General features: G+C 66.5%; 13 protein-coding genes. 8 read left to right on the top strand and 5 right to left on the bottom strand.

All coding sequences use genetic code 11. The annotated features are described in order from the left end of the window. Positions 1-143 precede the first annotated feature (143 nt). From ACT54R_RS10730 to ACT54R_RS10710, 5 genes are all read right to left on the bottom strand, one after another. Positions 144-1,424 (bottom strand): ABC transporter substrate-binding protein, encoded by a 1,281-nt coding sequence (locus ACT54R_RS10730; protein WP_476326080.1) that lies wholly within the window; start codon positions 1,422-1,424, stop codon positions 144-146. Positions 1,425-1,501: 77 nt separating this feature from the next. Continuing rightward, entirely contained in the window at positions 1,502-2,572 is a 1,071-nt protein-coding gene (locus tag ACT54R_RS10725; RefSeq protein WP_476326078.1) for a branched-chain amino acid ABC transporter permease, read from the bottom strand. 4 nt (positions 2,573-2,576) lie between these two features. Continuing rightward, positions 2,577-3,470, bottom strand: a complete 894-nt coding sequence (locus tag ACT54R_RS10720) for a branched-chain amino acid ABC transporter permease (protein ID WP_168458607.1) — start codon at positions 3,468-3,470, stop codon at positions 2,577-2,579. Between the two features lie 43 nt (positions 3,471-3,513). Continuing rightward, the gene (locus ACT54R_RS10715) at positions 3,514-5,463 is read right to left on the bottom strand and encodes an AMP-binding protein (protein ID WP_476326076.1); all 1,950 of its coding nucleotides are present in this window, start codon (positions 5,461-5,463) and stop codon (positions 3,514-3,516) included. A gap of 22 nt (positions 5,464-5,485) precedes the next feature. Next, a complete protein-coding gene (locus ACT54R_RS10710) occupies positions 5,486-6,334 on the bottom strand; it encodes an ABC transporter ATP-binding protein (protein ID WP_476326074.1) in 849 nt (282 codons plus the stop codon). 170 nt (positions 6,335-6,504) lie between these two features. On the opposite strand from ACT54R_RS10710, the gene ACT54R_RS10705 reads away from it, so the two are divergent. The 8 genes from ACT54R_RS10705 (at position 6,505) to ACT54R_RS10670 (ending at position 15,515) form a co-directional block, all read left to right on the top strand. After that, a complete protein-coding gene (locus tag ACT54R_RS10705) occupies positions 6,505-8,136 on the top strand; it encodes an AMP-binding protein (RefSeq protein ID WP_476326072.1) in 1,632 nt (543 codons plus the stop codon). Between the two features lie 3 nt (positions 8,137-8,139). Next, on the top strand, positions 8,140-8,325 hold the full coding sequence (locus ACT54R_RS10700) for a hypothetical protein (protein ID WP_476326070.1): 186 nt from the start codon (positions 8,140-8,142) through the stop codon (positions 8,323-8,325). A gap of 13 nt (positions 8,326-8,338) precedes the next feature. Then, complete coding sequence (locus tag ACT54R_RS10695) at positions 8,339-9,055, top strand: TetR/AcrR family transcriptional regulator (RefSeq protein ID WP_476326068.1); 717 nt, start codon at positions 8,339-8,341, stop codon at positions 9,053-9,055. Positions 9,056-9,363: 308 nt separating this feature from the next. Continuing rightward, a complete protein-coding gene (locus ACT54R_RS10690; RefSeq protein WP_168458603.1) occupies positions 9,364-10,971 on the top strand; it encodes a carboxyl transferase domain-containing protein in 1,608 nt (535 codons plus the stop codon). Next, entirely contained in the window at positions 10,971-11,762 is a 792-nt protein-coding gene (locus ACT54R_RS10685) for an enoyl-CoA hydratase-related protein (RefSeq protein ID WP_476326066.1), read from the top strand. Before ACT54R_RS10690 ends, ACT54R_RS10685 begins: the two co-directional genes overlap by 1 nt. Beyond that, complete coding sequence (locus ACT54R_RS10680) at positions 11,759-13,759, top strand: acetyl/propionyl/methylcrotonyl-CoA carboxylase subunit alpha (protein WP_476326064.1); 2,001 nt, start codon at positions 11,759-11,761, stop codon at positions 13,757-13,759. Before ACT54R_RS10685 ends, ACT54R_RS10680 begins: the two co-directional genes overlap by 4 nt. After that, positions 13,759-14,664, top strand: a complete 906-nt coding sequence (locus tag ACT54R_RS10675) for a hydroxymethylglutaryl-CoA lyase (protein WP_476326062.1) — start codon at positions 13,759-13,761, stop codon at positions 14,662-14,664. The genes ACT54R_RS10680 and ACT54R_RS10675 overlap by 1 nt, the downstream gene beginning before the upstream one ends. 146 nt (positions 14,665-14,810) lie before the next feature. After that, complete coding sequence (locus ACT54R_RS10670) at positions 14,811-15,515, top strand: alginate O-acetyltransferase AlgF (protein WP_476326060.1); 705 nt, start codon at positions 14,811-14,813, stop codon at positions 15,513-15,515. Positions 15,516-15,522: the final 7 nt, after the last annotated feature.

Genomic DNA, 15,522 nt, shown 5'->3' with positions numbered 1-15,522 from the left:
TCGCGGGAGAGGGTGGATCGCGGCAAAGCCGCGAGACGGGTGAGGGGATGGCGCCATCTGGACTGGCGCTTGTTGGCCGAGACGCCTTCGCCCCTCACCCCCGGCCCCTCTCCCGCAAGGGGAGAGGGGAGGAGTGACGAAACTCACCAGCCCTGCAGTTCCGTCTTGCGCGGCAGGTCGATGGTGGCGACCTTTTCGAGCTTGATGGTGCCAGCCTTCACGAGGTCCGAGACGGACGCGTCGGTGGGGCCCGTCACCACGGAGCGGTAGAGGTCCACGCGGGTGGTGGGGCGGTGGTCGGTGGCGGTCCAGGTGGAGGGATTGCACACGCCCTCCATGCCCTTCGGCACCCAGTCCTTCTTCTGGTACATGCCGTCGCGGATCTTCACGCCGGTCACGCCGCCGTTCTTGTCCGCCCACTCCATGGCTTCCTTCATGTAGAGGGCGGTGCAGATGGCGGTGAGGTAGTGCACCGGGCGATAGGCGGTGCCCGACGGGTCGGAGATCTTGGAGATTTCCTTCGCGGTGGCGAGGCCGGGCGCCGAGCCGTTCCAGGTCACGGCAGTGCGGACCGGGAAGACGACGCCGTTGGCGGCCTCGCCGGCGGCCTTCATGGCGTTCTCGTCCATGCCCCAGACGTTGCCAAGGAACTGCACGTCCACGCCGGCCGTCTTGCAGGCCTTCAGCACCGAGATGTTCGATCCGGCCGTGTTGCCGAGATAGGCGTAGTTGGCGCCGGACTGCTTCAGCGTCAGGCACTGGGGCGTGTAGTCACCCGGGGTCAGGGCGAAGGTGATGGGATCGAGCACCTCGAAGCCCAGCGACTTGGCATATTCCGCCGCCGCTTCCTTGGGCGAGTTCGGATAGGGGTGGTTGGCGCCCATGTGGACCCACTTGGGCTTGCCTTCCTTGCCCTTCTTCTTCCAGTCGTCGGCGGCCCACTGCACCATGGCGCGGGCGGCGTCCGAATAGGACGGGCCGTAGAAGAAGTTGAACGGCGCGGCGCGCTCGCTCTTGGGGTTCACCTTGCCCACGGGATCGGTGAGGGAGGCGGAGTAGGAGCCCGAGTAGTAGGGAATCTCCTCCTTCGTCACCATGCCCACGAGGGCTTCGGTGTCCGCGGTGCCCCAGCCCTGGATCGCGACCACCTTGTCGGAGCCCACCCACTTCTTGAACGCGGCCAGCGCGCGGGGCACCTGGTAGCCGTATTCGTTGAAGTCGGAATTGATCTTCTTGCCGTTCACCCCACCATTGGCGTTGATCCAGGCGATGGTGTCCTGGATGCCCTGTCCGTAGGGCTGTCCCACGTCCGAAGTGCCGCCCGAGTAATCGGCGAGATGGCCGATGTTGATCGACTGCGCGAGCGCGGGGGTCGCGGCGGCGAGCGCCAGCGCCGAGACGAGGGAAAGGGTCAGTCGCTTCATCTGTGGCTCCTTGGGTTTCCTCTTGCGCCGGGCGGTCTGCGCCGCCTCGGCTCGGGTTTCGTCGGGACCTCAACGCGTCAGTACGAGAAGGGATAGAGCTTCCAGTAGGCCTTGATAAGCCGCCAGCGGTGGGCGAGGCCGTCCGGCTCGAAGATCAGGAACAGGATGATGGTGGCGCCGATCAGCATCTCGCGCATGTAGGTGATGCCGTCCTTGAGGTGCAGCGCCTGGTCGATGGCCGAGCCCTGCAGCGCGGATGCGAGCCAGCCGGTGGCCTCCGGCAGCAGCACCATGAACACGGTGCCCATCAGCGAGCCCATGATGGAGCCGAGCCCGCCGATGATGATCATGCCGAGGAACTGGATGGAGAAGAGGATATCCAGCCCTTCGACCGACATGAAGCCCACATAGTGCGCGTAGAGCGCCCCGCCGATGCCGGCATAGAAGGACGAGATGCCGAACGCCATGGTGCGATACTTGGTGAGGTTCACGCCCATCATCTCGGCCGAGAGATAATGGTCGCGCACCGCGATCAGCGCGCGTCCGTCGCGGCTGCGCATCAGGTTCGTCGCGCCGATATAGCCAACCACCACGAAGAACAGCACCACGTAGAAATAACGCGCATCGCCCGAGAGATCGTAGCCGAACAGGGTGAAGGGCGCGGCGATGGCGCCGTGGGTGCCGCCGGTGAACCATTCGGCGCGCACGAAGAAGTCCTGCAGGATGAACTGGGCGGCCAGCGTCGCGATGGCGAGGTAGAGCCCCTTCACCCGTGCCGCCGGCAGGCCGAAGATGAGGCCCACCACCGTGGTCCACAGCCCCGCCAGCACGATGGCGAGAGGCACCGGCACGCCCTTGTCGGCGAGGAAGGCCGAGGCGAAGCCGCCGAAGCCGAAGAACACCGCATGGCCGATGGAGATCTGGCCGGAAAATCCGACCAGGATGTTCAGCCCCAGCGCCGCGATGCCGAGATAGCCGATCTGGATCATCAGGCTCAGCACATAGCGCGAGGCGAACAGCGGCGCGCAGCACAGGGCCACGATGGCGAGGACGATGAAGATCAGCGTCAGCCGCGTCTGGAAGATGGTCTGGTCGGCCTTGTAGCTGGTGCGATAGTCGCCGCACGGCCGCATGGTGGTGAGCGCCATGGCCTCAGACCCTCTCGATGTCGCGGGTGCCGAACAGCCCGTAGGGCTTGATCATCAGGATGATGATCAGGGCGTAGAAGGGGATGATCTCGTAGAGATTGCCCCACTTCAGATACTGGCTGTCCACATACTGCCCGAGGTTTTCCAGAAGCCCGACGATGAGGCCGCCCACCACCGCGCCGAACACGCTGTCGAGGCCGCCGAGGATGACTGCCGGGAACACCTTGATGCCGAAGTAGGAGAGGGCCGACGACACGCCGTTGACGATGCCCACCACCACGCCGGCCACGGCCGACACAGCCGCCGAGATACCCCACGAGAGCGCGAACACCTGGCGCACCGAGATGCCGAGGGACTGAGCCACCTGCTGGGAGAAGGCGGTGGCCCGCATGGCGAGGCCGAGGCGCGAATATTTAAAGAACCAGGCGAAGCCCGCCATGATCGCGAGGCTGACGCCCGTGGACATGAGATAGGCCGTCTGCACCTGCAGACCCAGGATGTTCACCTGCGCCACCGGGAAGATGGGCGGGAACGGCTGGGCGAAAGTGCCGAACATCCACTTCATCAGCGCCTGGAAGAAGATGGAGAGGCCGATCGTCACCATGATGACGGAGATGATGGGCTCACCGATGAGCGGCCGCAGCACCACCATTTGCACGGCAATGCCGAACACCATCATGAAGCACACGGCGATGAGGAAGCCCCAGAAGAAGGGGATGTTCCACGCCGTGAGGAGCCACCAGCAGGTCCAGGCGCCGATGAGCAGGAACTCGCCCTGGGCGAAGTTCACCACCTGCGAGGCCTTGTAGATGAGCACGAAGCACATGCCGACGACGCCATAGAGCGTGCCGATGATGAGCCCGTTGATGATGAGCTGAAGCAGGAGCTGGGATTGCATCAGACGGGCTCCCTCGCGATGAAGTTCAAACGGAAGGTGCCCATCACGCCGCCCTCCTCTTGCCGTCGTCCTTCACCGGCGGCGGGGCGCCGAGGTCGATGACGTCGAGCTTGGTCTTGATGCGCTGGCGGGTGCCATCCTGGAAGGTGATGGTGGTGTCCACGTCGATCACCTTCTGCCCCTCGTACATGGCATCGATGATGGTGCCGTAGCGCTCGTTGATCACGCCGCGCCGCACCTTGCGGGTGCGGGTCAGTTCCCCGTCGTCGGCGTCCAGCTCCTTGTAGAGGAGGAGGAAGCGGCCGATGCGCTGCTTTTCGGCCAGCGTCTTGTTCACCGCCTCCACTTCCTTCTTCAGCAGCGCGATGACTTCGGGCTTGGCCGAAAGATCGGTATAGGTGGTAAAGGCGATGCGGTTCTTCTCGGCCCATTTGGAGACGATGGAGAAGCGGATGCAGATGAGCGCCGCGAGGCTGTCGCGCCCGTCGCCCAGCACCACGGCCTCGGCCACGTAGGGCGAGAACTTCAGCTTGTTCTCGATGTATTGCGGCGAAAACCGGTCATTGTGCGAGGTCTTCGCCATGTCGCGGATGCGGTCGATGACGACGAGATGGCCCTTGCCGTTGAAGAAGCCGGCATCGCCGGTGCGCATCCAGCCTTCCTCGGCGAAGGACTTCTTGGTCTCCTCGTCGTTGCGGAAATACCCGGTGAACATGTTGCCGTGGCGGGTGACGACCTCGCCGAGGCCGTTGGGATCGGGGTCGTCGATGCGGATCTCGACGCCCTCGAACGGCACGCCCACCGTGTCGAAATCCACGTCGCTTTCCTTGTGCAGCGTGTAGGCGCCGAGCAGCTCGGTCTGGCCGTAGAGCTGGCGCATGGGCACGCCGAGCGCGAGGAAGAAACGGAAGGTGTCCGGCCCCAGCGCCGCCCCGCCGGTGGCGGCGGATTTCAGGTGCGAGAAGCCGAGCCGGTCCCTGAGCGCACGGAACAGGATGAAGTCGGCGAGCGGCGAGCGGCGGCCCTCGTCCAGCGCCTTCAGGCCGAGCTTCATGCCAAGGTCGAACATGCCGCGCTTGAGGGCGGAGGAATCCATCATGCGCGAGCGCACGTCGGCGGCGATCTGCTCCCACACGCGGGGGGCGAACAGCACGAAGGACGGGCCAATCTCGCGCATGTCGGCCATCAGCGTCTCCTGCTCCTCCACGAAGTTCACCTTCATGCGGGAGATGAGCGCCTGACCGAAGGCGTAGATCTGCTCCATGATCCACGGCATCTGCAGAACACTGACGTATTCGTCGGTGGGCAGGCGCGGGTCCATTTCCAGATAGGCCCGGCAATGCCGCAGCAGGGCGCCGCCGGTGAGCATGGCGAGCTTGGGGTGGGAGGTGGTGCCCGAGGTGGTGCAGAGGATGGCCACATCCTCCCCCTTGCCGGCATCCACGAGGCGGTCGTAGGCGGCGGCATCGCGGGCGGCCACTTCCGCTCCGCGCTTCTCCAGATCCTTGAGCGAGATCAGGCGCGGGTCGTCATATTTGCGGATGCCGCGGGGGTCGGAATAGACGATGTGCCGGACGGTGGGGATCTTCTCTTCAAGCGAGAGCAGCTTGTCCACCTGCTCCTCGTCCTCGGCGAAGATCACCGCCACGTCCGCATAGGTGACGAGATAGGCCACCTCGTCGGCCAGCGCATCGCGGTAGATGCCGAGGGACATGCCGCCCAGCGCATGGGCGGCGATCTCGCCCATCAGCCATTCCGGCCGGTTGTCGCCGATCAGGCCCACGACGTCGCCGCGGGCAACGCCCAGCGTGGTGAGTCCGAGGGTCATGTCGCGCACGCGGGTCGCGACCTCGCCCCAGGTGTAGGAAATCCAGATGCCGAGGTCCTTCTCGCGCAGCCACGTCTCGCCGGCGTGGGCCTTCGCGTTCAGCCGCAGCAGCTTCGGCAGGGTGTCGTGGACCGTGACGTCCGGATAGGCGGGAACGGGAGCCATGGTGCGCCTCAGCCTTGCCGCATCACGCGGATACGGCGGCGGGCGCCGCCTCTTCGATCTCAAGGTCCTCCTCGCCGAGGTAGGCCTTGCGAACATGCGGATCGGCCAACACGGCGGAGGGCTCGCCCTCCACCAGCTTGCGGCCGAAATCGAGCACCATCACCCGGTGGGAGATGTCCATCACCACGCCCATGTCATGCTCGATCATGATGATCGTCATGCCCCATTCTTCGTTGAGATCGACGATGTAGCGGGCCATGTCCTCCTTCTCCTCGAGGTTCATGCCCGCCATGGGCTCGTCGAGGAGAATGAGCTTGGGCTCCAGCGCCACCGCGCGGGCGAGTTCGACGCGCTTGCGGAGCCCGTAGGAAAGGGTGCCGGCGGTGGCCTTGCGGACGTGCTGGATGTCGAGGAAGTCGATCACCTCCTCCACCTTGCGGCGATGCTCCAGCTCTTCCTTCTGGGCGCCGCCGATCCAGTAGAGCGCACCGGTGAGGAAGTTGTTCTTCAGGAGGTGGTGGCGGCCGACCATGATGTTGTCGAGCACGCTCATGTGGCTGAACAGCGCGAGGTTTTGGAAGGTGCGGCCGATGCCGATTTCCGCGCGGCGGTTGGGCTTCAGCTTGGTCACGTCGGCGCCGTCGAACACCACACGGCCGTCGCTCGGCGTGTAGCGGCCGGAGATGCAGTTCAGCATGGAGGTCTTGCCGGCGCCGTTGGGGCCGATGATGGAGAACAGCTCGCCTGGACGCACATGGAAGCTGACGTCGGACAGCGCCTTGAGGCCTCCGAAGCGGAGCGAGATGTTCTGCACATCAAGCAGGGCAGACACGCCCGTTGCAGCCCCGGCCGAAGCGGCAGGTAGCGACATGGTCCCCTCCCTATCCCGCATCGCGGGTTTGGCTTCTATGAGCCGCTATCTCATATTATGAGACGCTAATTGACGTCATTATCGAACGACCGTTTGAATCTTTCAAGAGCATCTTTATGCAATGGAGAAAATTATTGCGATCTCGCCAAAAACGTCTCACATATTGAGACATGTCTTCTTCTTCAGATATGGATGTCGCCTCGCCCAGGGGGGCCCAAAGCCTTTCCCGTGCTGTGTCCGTGCTGCGCGTCGTGGCGGCGGCGCCGACGCAGGGTGCGCGCCTTGCGGATCTGGTGAAGGGCACCGGACTGTCCAAGGCGACGGCGCATCGCCTGGCGGCCGCGCTCGTCCACGAGGGCCTGCTCGCCTACGATCCGGCCAGTCGATACTATTGCCTCGGCCAGTTCCTGCTGGATGCCGGAAGTCGCGCGGGCGGGGCGGCAGCCGACAGCGTGGCCGAAGCCGATCACGCCCCCGACCCGAGCCTGTACCAGCGGCCGGAATACCGCGGGGAAGCGATTGCCCTCGCCCATCTGCTCTGCGACCGGCATCTGCCCGGCAAGCGCGCGCATCCGGCCATGATCCACGAAACCGTTTCGGGCCAGACATCGGAACTGAGCTTCGGCAAGCTTGCGGAATATTCCGCCCGCTTCGCGCGCGTGCTGGCATCCGTGGGGGTCAGGAAAGGCGACTGCGTGGCGGTCATGCTGCCCAAGGGGGTCGAGCTGGTCATCGCCGCCCTGGCCATCTGGCGCGTGGGCGCAGTCTACATGCCGCTGTTTTCCACCTATGCCACGTCGGCCGTAAACTCCCGGCTGGAATCGGGGGAGGTGAAGGCCATCGTCGCAACCCGCACGCTCGTAGACCGGGCTCGGAATTATATCGATTCCTCAACCCCTGTATTCCTTATCGAGGGGGAGCAAATCAACAGAATTGACGGTATCGTCAAGCAATTCTGGTCGTCGATATATTCTTCGGAACCGCTGGACGATGTCGAGGTATATGGGGAAAACGATCCATTCATAATGACATATTCGCCCAAATCGATAGCGGCAAAATTGGGCTTGATGATACCGGTGCGGGCGTTGGCCGAATTCGAGCAATGCATGCGCGTCGGGCTCGATGTCCGGGACGAGGACGTCTACTGGAACATGGCGGACCAGGGGTGGGAGTACGGGATCTTCTATGGTCTTGTCGGGCCGCTGCTGATCGGTTGCTCGATCCTGTTCTGCGATGGTCCCTATGACGTGTCACAGGGCTATCGCGTCCTGTCCAAGTTCCGCGTCACCAACCTCACGGCGGCACCGTCCCAGATCAAGGCGTGGCGGCGCAGGGACCTTACCCGGGCGCCGAACCGGCTCGCGCTTCGGCTGGTTTCGGTCTGCGGAGAGCCGCTGCCGCCCGATCTCGTGTCCTGGGTCACGCAGAAGCTGGAGGTGCCCCTCGTGAACCAGTATGGGCAGCGGGAAACGGGGATGATCATGGGCATGCGGCATGATCCGCACAATCCGGGCTCCCTCGGCCATGCCTCGGTCGGTCGGATCGCGGCGGGGTTTTCCCTCGTGGTTCTCGACCCGGACGGCGCCGTGCTCGGCGCGGGGACGGAGGGCACGCTGGCGATCGATGTCCGGCGCTCGCCCTTGTTCTGGTTCCGCGGCTACCGGCAGGACGATCCGGGAACCCAGGCGCGGTTCAGGTTCGGCGACGATTATTTTATCCTCGGAGATACCGGCCATATCGATGCGGACGGCTTCGTCCACTACAGCGGGCGCGCATCCCACGCGATTTCCATGCAGGGATGACGGATGTCCGGGCCGCTGGCCCGGCGGGATAAAAAATCGAACGTTCTTTTCAATCTGGCCAAGCGCCGGCTCTTGTCGCAAGATATCGTTCCATCTGGCGGCCGGGAAGCTGGTTCGCCATCGTGGTTTCCGTCCGGACCGGATTTCGACGTCAGCTTCTGCGCCGATTGTGCCGAATCCGGACCTTGAACGTTCGAAGGCAATGGCGCGCACCATCGGTTCCAACGGCGCACGCACCGCGGAAGCCATCCGGCAGGCGGGCGTCAAGCTCATCTACAGGCACGGCTACGAGGCCATGAGCCTGCGCCAGCTCGCGGCCGAGGTGGGGCTGCAGTCCGGCTCGCTCTACAAATATTTCGACAACAAGCAGTCCCTGCTGTTCGACATCGTGCGGGACCACATGGAGGATCTGCTCGCCAAGGCCGAGGCGGACCTCGCCGGGGTGGAAGATCCGCTGGCACGCCTCAAGGTGTTCTGCGCCTTCCATCTGCGCTACCACATGACGCGGCTTGCCCATGTCTTCATCGCCAACATGGAGATCCGCAGCCTCGACGAGGCGCATCGCGCCGTCGTGGTGGGCCTGCGCCGTCGCTATGAGGGGCTGCTGGAGGGCATCCTGCGTCAGGGGGTGGAGCTAGGCGTGTTCGAGGCGCGCGAGCCCAAGGTCGCCACCTACGCTATCATCTCCATGCTCACCGGCATCTGCATGTGGTACCTGCCCGGCGGCCGGCTGAGCCAGGACGAGATCGTGGATACCTACACCGCGCTCGTCATCGGCGGCGTCACGGGCGGGGCGCCGCTTCCGGCGGCTCTCGAGGCTCCCCTCGCCGCGCCCCTTGCTGCATCGGCGGAACCGCCGGTGCGCGAAAAGCCGGCGCGCAGGGCGGCCGTCGCCATCCCAAAGGCCGCGCGGGCTTGATGGCGCAGTCGAGCCTGACGCCCGGAATGACGGCGCGAAAGCCCTTGCGCCGGGATTAAAAAAACGTACGATCGTTTCCAAGCCGGCAGCGACCGGCGCCGAGGGATGACGTCCGAGCCGCCGTGCGCCGTGTTGCGCCGGCATTGGCGCGCCCCTCTGTGCGCCCTGCTGCCGGATCGCGAGAGCCGGGCTCCTCCAGGGTCGTCCATCCCTGTGGAGACCGTTTCTCTTGAGGCGAGAGGGCGTGCGCAGCCGGCGGATCATCGCGCCGGTGGCCGAGCGCCCGAGCATTGGGGGCGAGAGCACTCATGGCGATCATCGAGGATGCGGTCGACCGCCGCTCCGACGCATTCCGCCGCAACCGGGAGGCACTGGAAGCCTCAGTTGCGGAGCTTCGATCCGTCGTGGAGAAGGTGGCGGAAGGCGGCGGCGCCGTCGCCCGCGAGCGGCACCTGAAGCGCGGCAAGCTGCTGCCGCGGGACCGTATCCGCACCCTGCTCGACACTGGCTCGCCGTTCCTGGAATTCAGCCAGCTCGCCGGCTACGGCATGTATGACGACGAGGTGCCGGCCGCCGGCATCATCACCGGCATCGGCCGCGTCTCAGGGCGCGAATGCGTCATCGTCGCCAACGACGCGACGGTGAAGGGTGGCACCTATTTCCCCATGACGGTGAAGAAGCACCTGCGCGCCCAGCGGGTGGCGCAGGAAAACCACCTGCCGTGCATCTATCTCGTGGATTCCGGCGGCGCGAACCTGCCGAACCAGGACGAGGTCTTCCCCGACCGCGAGCATTTCGGCCGCATCTTCTTCAATCAGGCCAACATGTCGGCCGCCGGCATCCCGCAGATCGCGGTGGTGATGGGCTCCTGCACGGCGGGTGGGGCGTATGTGCCGGCCATGGCCGACCAGTCCATCATGGTGAAGAACCAGGCGACCATCTTCCTCGGCGGCCCGCCGCTGGTGAAGGCGGCAACCGGCGAGGTCGTCACCGCGGAGGAACTGGGCGGGGCGGACGTCCACACCCGCACCTCCGGCGTCGCCGACCACATGGCGGAGAACGACGCCCATGCGCTGGGCATCGCCCGCTCCATCGTGGCCGATCTGAACACCACCAAGGCCCATTCCCTCGACATCCGCGAGCCGCGCGCGCCGCTCTACGATGCCAAGGAGATCTACGGCATCGTCTCGGCCGATCCCAAGCAGCCGTTCGACGTGCGCCAGATCATCGCCCGCATCGTGGACGGCTCCGAGTTCGACGAGTTCAAGCCGCTCTATGGGCCGACGCTGGTCACGGGCTTCGCCCGCATCTTCGGCTATCCGGTGGGCATCATCGCCAACAACGGCATTCTCTTCTCCGAAAGCGCGCTCAAAGGTGCGCACTTTGTGGAATTGTGCTGCCAGCGCAATATTCCCCTCGTCTTCCTGCAGAACATCACCGGCTTCATGGTGGGGCGGAAGTATGAGGCGGGCGGCATCGCCAAGGACGGGGCGAAGTTCGTCACCGCCGTGTCCTGCGCGTCCGTACCCAAATTCACGGTGGTGATCGGCAATTCCTTCGGGGCTGGAAACTATGGCATGTGCGGCCGCGCCTTCGATCCGCGCTTCCTGTGGATGTGGCCGAATTCCCGCATCTCGGTGATGGGCGGCGAGCAGGCGGCGAACGTGCTGGCACAGGTGAAGCGCGACGGCATCGAGGGCCGCGGCGGCAACTGGCCGCCTGAGGAAGAGGAGGCTTTCAAGGCCCCCATCCGCCACCAGTACGAGGTGCAGGGCCACCCCTATTATTCCTCTGCCCGGCTGTGGGACGACGGGGTGATCGACCCGGCCGACACCCGCATGGTGCTGGCTCTCGCCTTGTCCGCGGCTCTCAACGCCCCAGAGCAGGAGACGCGCTTCGGCGTGTTCCGCATGTGATGGCCACGTCCAGCCCCGGCCTCACCACAGCCGTCGAAGATGGCGTCGCCATCCTCACCCTCGACCGGCCCGAGGTGCGCAACGCCTTCGATGACGCGCTGATTGCCGCGCTGACCGAGGCCTATGAGACGGCCATTGCAGACCCGGCCGCCGTCGCCATCCTGCTGCGCGCCAACGGGCCGGTCTTCTGCTCCGGCGGCGACCTCAACTGGATGCGCCGCATGGCCACCTATTCGCGCGAGGAGAACCACGCCGATGCCATGGGCCTCGCGAAGCTCATGCGCACCATCGATCTCTCGCCCAAGCCCACCCTCGTGCGCATCCACGGTTCGGCCTTCGCCGGAGCGACCGGGCTCATCGCGGCGAGCGACATCGCGGTGGCGGTGCCGGAGGCGGAATTCGCCGTCACCGAGGTGCGCATTGGCCTCATCCCGGCGGTCATCAGCCCCTATCTGGTGCGGGCCATGGGCGCACGGCAGGCCCGCCGCTATTTCCTCACCGCCGAGCGCTTCTCGGCGGTGACCGCGCGGGAGCTGGGCCTTGTCCATGAGGTGGTTCCGGCGGAGGAACTGGACGCCGCCATCGCCCGCCACCTCAAGGCGCTGAAGGCGGCCAGCCCCGCCGCGCTCGCCGCCACGAAGGCCCTGGTCGCTGCCGTGGACCGGCCGCTCGACGACGCCGTCATCGCCGACACCGCCCATCGCATCGCCGACCAGCGCGCCAGCGCCGACGGCCGCGAGGGCGTCACCGCCTTCCTCGAAAAGAGAAAACCCAATTGGGGGGCCGCATGATCTGTCCCATCCGCACCCTGCTCGTCGCCAATCGCGGCGAGATCGCCGTGCGCGTGATGCGCACCGCCAAGGCCCTCGGCCTGCGCACCGTGGCCGTCTATTCGGAGGCGGATGCGAACGCGCTCCACGTGGCGGTGGCAGACGAGGCCTATCCCATCGGCCCGGCGCCGGCGCGCGAAAGCTATCTGCGCATCGACGCCATTCTTGAGGCCGCGAAGAAGAGCGGGGCGGATGCCATCCATCCCGGCTACGGCTTCCTCTCGGAAAACGCCGCCTTCGCTGACGCCTGCGAACAGGCCGGCATCGTCTTCGTCGGCCCGCCGGCCTCGGCCATCCGCGCCATGGGTTCCAAGAGTGCCGCCAAGGCGCTGATGGAGACGGCCGGGGTGCCCCTCGTGCCCGGTTATCACGGCGAGGACCAGGATGCGGCGCTGCTCGCCCACGAGGCGGCGCGCATCGGCTTCCCGGTGCTGATCAAGGCCTCTGCCGGCGGCGGCGGCAAGGGCATGAAGGTGGTGCGTTCGGCGGAGGACTTCCCCGAGGCCCTCGCCTCGGCCCAGCGCGAGGCCAAGAGCGCCTTCGGCGACGACAAGGTGCTGGTGGAGAAATATCTCACCACCCCGCGCCATATCGAGGTGCAGGTCTTCGCCGACAGCCACGGCAATTGCGTCTATCTCCACGAGCGCGACTGCTCCATCCAGCGCCGCCACCAGAAGGTGGTGGAGGAAGCCCCCGCCCCCGGCATGACGCCGGAGCGCCGCGCCGCCATGGGCAAGGCGGCGGTGGATGCGGCCAAGGCGGTCGGCTATCGCGGCGCCGGCACGGTGGAGTTCATCGCCGAGGGCGACCATTTCTATTTCATGGAGATGAACACCCGACTGCAGGTGGAGCATCCGGTGACGGAGGCCATCACCGGGCAGGACCTCGTGCAGTGGCAGATCCGCGTCGCGCAGGGCGAGACGCTGCCGCTGGCGCAGGAGGAGATCCCCCTTGAGGGTCACGCCATCGAGGTGCGGCTCTATGCGGAGGATCCCGCGCGGGACTTCCTGCCCCAGGTGGGCCGGCTGGACCATCTCGTGCTGCCGTCCCACCTCGACCACACGCGGGTGGATACCGGCGTGCGGGCGGGGGATACGGTCTCCATTCACTACGATCCGATGATCGCAAAGATCATCGTCTCCGGCGCCGACCGCCTGGAGGCGGTGCGGCGGCTGGAGGCGGCGCTCGCGGCCACCGAGGTGGTGGGGCTCGCAACCAACCGGGTGTTCCTGAAGGCCATCGCGGCCCATCCCGCCTTCGCTGCAGCCGAACTCGACACCAATTTCATCGCCCGGCACCAGGACGTTCTTCTGCCCGCGCCCCAGCCGGTGGACGACACCGCGCTGGCGCTTGCCGCCCTCTTCGTCCTCAAGGAGGAGGCGCGCCAGTCGGCCGAGGCGGTCGATGCCGCTGACCCGTGGTCCCCCTGGGGCCTCGCGCCCGGCTGGCGGCTCAACCGCGACGCTCATGTGGACCTCACGTTTGCCGACCGCGAGCGCCGCATCGACATCCGCGCCCATTTTCGCCCCCACGGCTTTGTCCTCGCCCTGCCGGGCGGCGACCTGGCGGTGGAGGGAGAGGCGGAAGCGGACGGCAGCCTGCGGGCCCGCCTCGACGGGGTGGCGCTCTCGGCCCGGGTGATCCGCACCGGCAACCGCCTCATCGTGTTCGTGCGCGGCGGGGAATATGCGGTGGATTTCATCGACCCGCGCCTCGCGTCGCAGGCCGCCACCGGCACCGCCGGTCGGCTCGTCGCACCCATGCCCGGCACCATCATCCGCATCGTGGTGGAGGAGGGGCAGGAGGTGACGAAGGGCGCCGCCCTCGTGGTGGTGGAGGCGATGAAGATGGAGCACACCGTCGCCGCGCCCCGCGACGGCAAGGTGAAAGCGCTGAAATTCGCCGTGGGCGACCTCGTGGACGAGGGCGCCGAGCTTCTGGTTCTGGAGGACGCCTGATGGCCCGCCCCGCATCCGTCCGCATCATCGAGGTCGGCCCCCGCGACGGGCTGCAGAACGAGCCTGGCATCGTGCCCCTGGATGCCAAGGTGGCGCTCATCGATGCTCTGGCCGACGCCGGGCTGAAGATGATCGAAGCCGGCTCCTTCGTCTCGCCCAAGTGGGTGCCGCAGATGGCGGACACTGCGGAAGTGCTCGGCGCCATCAACCGCCGGGCCGGCGTGCGCTACACCGTGCTGGCGCCGAATCTGAAGGGGCTGGAGCTGGCGCTCGCGTGCGGCATCGAGGAGGTGGCGGTGTTCACCGCGGCCTCGGAGGCCTTCACCAGTAAGAACATCAACTGCACCATCGCCGAGAGCCTGGAGCGCTTCAGCCCGCTCATCGACCTCGCCCGCGCGCGCGGCGTGGCGGTCCGCGGCTACGTGAGCTGCGCGCTGGGATGTCCCTATCAGGGCGAGGTGCCGGTGGCGAAGGTGGTGGAGGTGTCGGAAGCCCTCACCGCCATGGGCTGCTACGAGGTTTCGGTGAGCGACACCATCGGCGTCGGCACACCCGACAAGGCGCAGGCGGTGACGGGGGCCGTCGCCGAGCGCATCGGCCTCGAGCGCACCGCCATCCATTTCCACGACACCTACGGGCAGGCCCTGGCCAACGTGCTGGCCTGCCTCGACATCGGCGTCGCGTCCGTGGATTCGGCCGTGGCCGGGCTGGGCGGCTGTCCCTACGCCAAGGGCGCATCAGGCAATCTCGCCACCGAGGATCTGGTCTACATGCTGAATGGACTCGGCATCGAGACCGGCGTGGACATTGACCGCCTCGCGGCGGCTGGGCGGGCGATCACCGCGGCGCTCGGCCGCACGCCCGCCTCCAAGGTGGCGCAGGCGCTGGCCGCCAAATGCAACTGAGGCGGCGCCGGTGGCGCTAGCGGTCCATATCCCGTAACCTTAACGGCAGTTGAAGGGGCCGCTCCGTTGCCTTGACGGGGTGCAGCCCCTAACTGTCGCAAGGTGAAACCGGCGCAGGGTCTGCCGGTCAGTCCGGGATCGCGCTCATGCCCGCGTCGAATGCCGCTTTGACCGTTTCGGGACGTGCCGTGCGGCGGCTCGCGGCGGCGACCTTTGCGCTTGCCGCTGTTGCCGCTCCGTCGGCTGCGCAGGAACTGACGCGCCTTTATGCGCCGAAGCCGCCCACCGGCTCGGCCTATGTGCGTGTGGTGGACCTTGCCGCGAGCGGGGCGCCCATCGGCATCGGAAGTGCCCCGGCGGCACCTGTCCCCGCTGGCGACACCGCCACCATCTACCGCATCGTGAAGGGCGGCGCGCCCCTCTCCGTCAGCCTCGCGGGAAAGCCCGCCGAGGGCAGCATCGTGCCGCCGGCCGATGCCTTCTCCACCGTCATCGTCCCGGCCTCCGGGCCTGCGGTGGTGATTGCCGACCCCACCGAGGGGCGCAACGATCTCAAGGCGCAACTGCGCGTCTATAACCTCGTGCCCGGCTGCGCGGCGAGCGTGGCGGTGTCGGACGGCGGCCCCGTCGTGTTCGAGGGCGTCGCCACCAACGACACCCGCCAGCGGGCCATCAATCCCATAGAGGCGGTGCTGGCGGCTTCCTGTGGGGCGGCGGTGTCGCAGCCGCTGAAGCTGCCGCCGCTGAAGGCGGGGGACCATTACAGCCTGTTCCTGCTGCCCGGTGCCAACGGGCCGAAGCTGGCAGGACAGCGCGACGAGACCGAACCCTATCGCGGTCCGGGCAACTGATCCGGTC

The organism is Xanthobacter sp. DMC47 (genome assembly GCF_056313845.1).
Note: the sequence above shows the minus strand (reverse complement) of the source record. Positions and strands in the feature narration are given on the sequence as shown.

Excerpts from the sequence above, each read along its gene's own strand:
- ACT54R_RS10730 (WP_476326080.1), bottom strand. The coding sequence starts at position 1,424 with ATGAAGCGACTGACCCTTTCCCTCGTCTCGGCGCTGGCGCTCGCCGCC.
- ACT54R_RS10725 (WP_476326078.1), bottom strand. The coding sequence starts at position 2,572 with ATGGCGCTCACCACCATGCGGCCGTGCGGCGACTATCGCACCAGCTAC.
- ACT54R_RS10720 (WP_168458607.1), bottom strand. The coding sequence starts at position 3,470 with ATGCAATCCCAGCTCCTGCTTCAGCTCATCATCAACGGGCTCATCATC.
- ACT54R_RS10715 (WP_476326076.1), bottom strand. The coding sequence starts at position 5,463 with ATGGCTCCCGTTCCCGCCTATCCGGACGTCACGGTCCACGACACCCTG.
- ACT54R_RS10710 (WP_476326074.1), bottom strand. The coding sequence starts at position 6,334 with ATGTCGCTACCTGCCGCTTCGGCCGGGGCTGCAACGGGCGTGTCTGCC.
- ACT54R_RS10705 (WP_476326072.1), top strand. The coding sequence starts at position 6,505 with ATGTCTTCTTCTTCAGATATGGATGTCGCCTCGCCCAGGGGGGCCCAA.
- ACT54R_RS10700 (WP_476326070.1), top strand. The coding sequence starts at position 8,140 with ATGTCCGGGCCGCTGGCCCGGCGGGATAAAAAATCGAACGTTCTTTTC.
- ACT54R_RS10695 (WP_476326068.1), top strand. The coding sequence starts at position 8,339 with ATGGCGCGCACCATCGGTTCCAACGGCGCACGCACCGCGGAAGCCATC.
- ACT54R_RS10690 (WP_168458603.1), top strand. The coding sequence starts at position 9,364 with ATGGCGATCATCGAGGATGCGGTCGACCGCCGCTCCGACGCATTCCGC.
- ACT54R_RS10685 (WP_476326066.1), top strand. The coding sequence starts at position 10,971 with ATGGCCACGTCCAGCCCCGGCCTCACCACAGCCGTCGAAGATGGCGTC.
- ACT54R_RS10680 (WP_476326064.1), top strand. The coding sequence starts at position 11,759 with ATGATCTGTCCCATCCGCACCCTGCTCGTCGCCAATCGCGGCGAGATC.
- ACT54R_RS10675 (WP_476326062.1), top strand. The coding sequence starts at position 13,759 with ATGGCCCGCCCCGCATCCGTCCGCATCATCGAGGTCGGCCCCCGCGAC.
- ACT54R_RS10670 (WP_476326060.1), top strand. The coding sequence starts at position 14,811 with ATGCCCGCGTCGAATGCCGCTTTGACCGTTTCGGGACGTGCCGTGCGG.